At 43.3% G+C, this 2,426-nt stretch carries 1 protein-coding gene; it reads right to left on the bottom strand.

Annotated features, from left to right (window positions below; all coding sequences use genetic code 11):
- Positions 1-97 precede the first annotated feature (97 nt).
- Positions 98-2,426: phage tail tip lysozyme (locus J2S23_RS11385; RefSeq protein WP_307122792.1), on the bottom strand; the 2,329-nt coding region annotated here is incomplete at its 5' end.

Genomic DNA, 2,426 nt, shown 5'->3' with positions numbered 1-2,426 from the left:
TGTCAACACCTATGTTCACGCTTAAAGTTTAGATGAGATGATTACTTTGTCCCAAATATCATACAATATTAGGGACAAAAAGACAAGTATTCTAAAATTATTTCGTCGTATAGGCAAAGCTAATCGTACTATCAACTCCTGATAACTTACGGAAAGTATAATTAGGATTGCCATTATAGTTGGTCTCTGAGATAAGGAAAGATCCATCTGGGTAAACTTTCTCGACAAAGGCGACATGACCGTATTCTGTTGGCGATCCATGGCCTCCTCCCGCAAAGGAAATAATCGCTCCTGCTTTTGGTATCTTACCTGTTTCTCCACCAAGACGTGCTGCTGTTGCCACCCAATCTTGACCATTCCCCATGGTACTGATAATTGGGATTTTCTCACCATTTCGGCCTTTGAGTTTCAAGCCCAATTGGTTAATCCGAGCGGCCACTCCCCAAGTACATTGCCCATAGGCATAACCCATACCGTCACCCCCACCTGGAACGGAGTTGTCATAAAGGTCTCCTCGAACAGCCTCAAGTGCTTTTGGATCACTCTGGGCGGTTCCACCATTTGGTTGGCTAAAGCCTTTCTCAATTTGGTAATACCACTCGGTGGCTCTGGTTTGACGTTCTAAGAGCTTATCACCACTATTTCCCTCCCAATAAATGAGAAAGAGTTGGGCAAGACTAGCTGGGCTTCCTGAGTTTTTGAAGAAATCTTTTAACCAGTTGGTATAGTAAGGATTATCCCCATGCAACATGAAATCCAGTTGTAAGCCTAAGTCATACCACTTCTGATTTTTTCGTTTGGCATACTCTAATAATAAGGTATGTCTGCGTGACCCATCTGCTGTATCTGTCCACTGCCCTAAGCCTAAGCCACGTCTTAAAATATTGGGGTACCTGCCATTATAGATAGCTGGACCATTTAAAGACAACCAGCCCTCATCGTCCCAAGAACTATCCGTTGCCCCAACAGGAGGTGATAAGTAGTCGCCTTCAGCTCGTTTAGGATTAATGGATGATTCAACTGACCAGTTTCCTAAAATTGCCGCAATGGCTTGATTAGTCGCTCCTTGACTTTTCAAATACTCATAGATAGCTTTGGCTCTCGCAAACTCATCGCCTCCAAATTGTCCAATGGTAGGGAGAATCGTCGTTTGGAGTTGAATGACTTTAGGAAAGTAAAAGGCTGGATTAACGTAAACCAGTTTCTCTGAGTCATCGTCAACCTTTTGATAGGTCACTTTTAGACCAGATCCATCCTTGGTTTGACCAATCACTTCTCCTGCTTGGACTTTTTCGCCATCGCTCACTCGACCACTATGACTATTAAATAGGGTCAGTTGAGCTTTATTTAGTCCCTTACCTGACGTGATGATAATGTTCTCTCCCTCTAGGGAAACCTTACCATCCATGGGAGCCACAATCACTTGATTCTCTTTGGCTTCTAGAATGATATGGTGATGAAGCGTTGGCTTGTCATCAATCACCTCATAGCCATAGCGGACCGTCATGGTTAGCGCATCGTCTTCAGTCTGTCCCTGAAATGGATTATCCAATTCTTGGAGGGCAAGGTAAGTGCCTTCCTCACTTAATTCCTTTAAGTCTTCTCTATCGTCATCAGAGAGCTTATAGGCAGGCTCCTTACTTAACTCAAGCATAGATTTTAAAGAATCCCCACCGTTTAAGTCCTGCCAAAGTTGACTGAGATAGGCTTGATAAGTCTTATCACCATTTTCCATGACTTCTTCTAAAGCATAATCTTGATACTTGAGATTCATAAAGCCCATGACGTCATCAATCTTGGTGTAGTAGGTAATGCCAGTGGAGTTAGTTCGGGTGTTTTCCGCATCTTCCCACGTCATATGCGTATAGGCTTTTGTCAGTTCACTCTCATCCTGTTGAATGAGAGTGGTTCCTGAAATTCCTATCACAAAACTCATCATCAGAAGCAAGAAAAACAAGAGACCTGACACCACCCAAGTCATAGGATTAAGGGCAATCGATGAAAAGAAAGTCAGGTTATTCTTAATCGCTTGAATAACCCTTGTTATTCCTGACACACTGTGCCTTCTGGCTTGCATGAGAAAGGTGTGGTATCGCCTTTTGGGCTTTAAGGGTTTCTGAAGGGTGAACCCTTTCCCCTTTTTAAAGTTCTGATACCGCTCCTTACTATGAGCGGCTTTCGTCTTAGTAAACCGAAGACCAGACTGACCACTTTTGACAAGGAGTTTCCCTGACTGATAAGTAAATCTCCCATAGCGTCTTCCTTTAATCACAGACTCTTTTAGGGTTCTAATTCCCTCCAAGTCATCATCTTGAGCGACTACATCCAGTAATTCTGAGGCGACATAGCGTAAGCCTCGTTTGACCTTGGTCGAGGGGTTCTTAAACTGATGTGCTTTTTTCAGTTGTTTCACGTCACGCTTAGCT

The sequence above is a fragment of the Streptococcus moroccensis genome (genome assembly GCF_030812835.1).
Taxonomy (GTDB): domain Bacteria; phylum Bacillota; class Bacilli; order Lactobacillales; family Streptococcaceae; genus Streptococcus; species Streptococcus moroccensis.
Note: the sequence above shows the minus strand (reverse complement) of the source record. Positions and strands in the feature narration are given on the sequence as shown.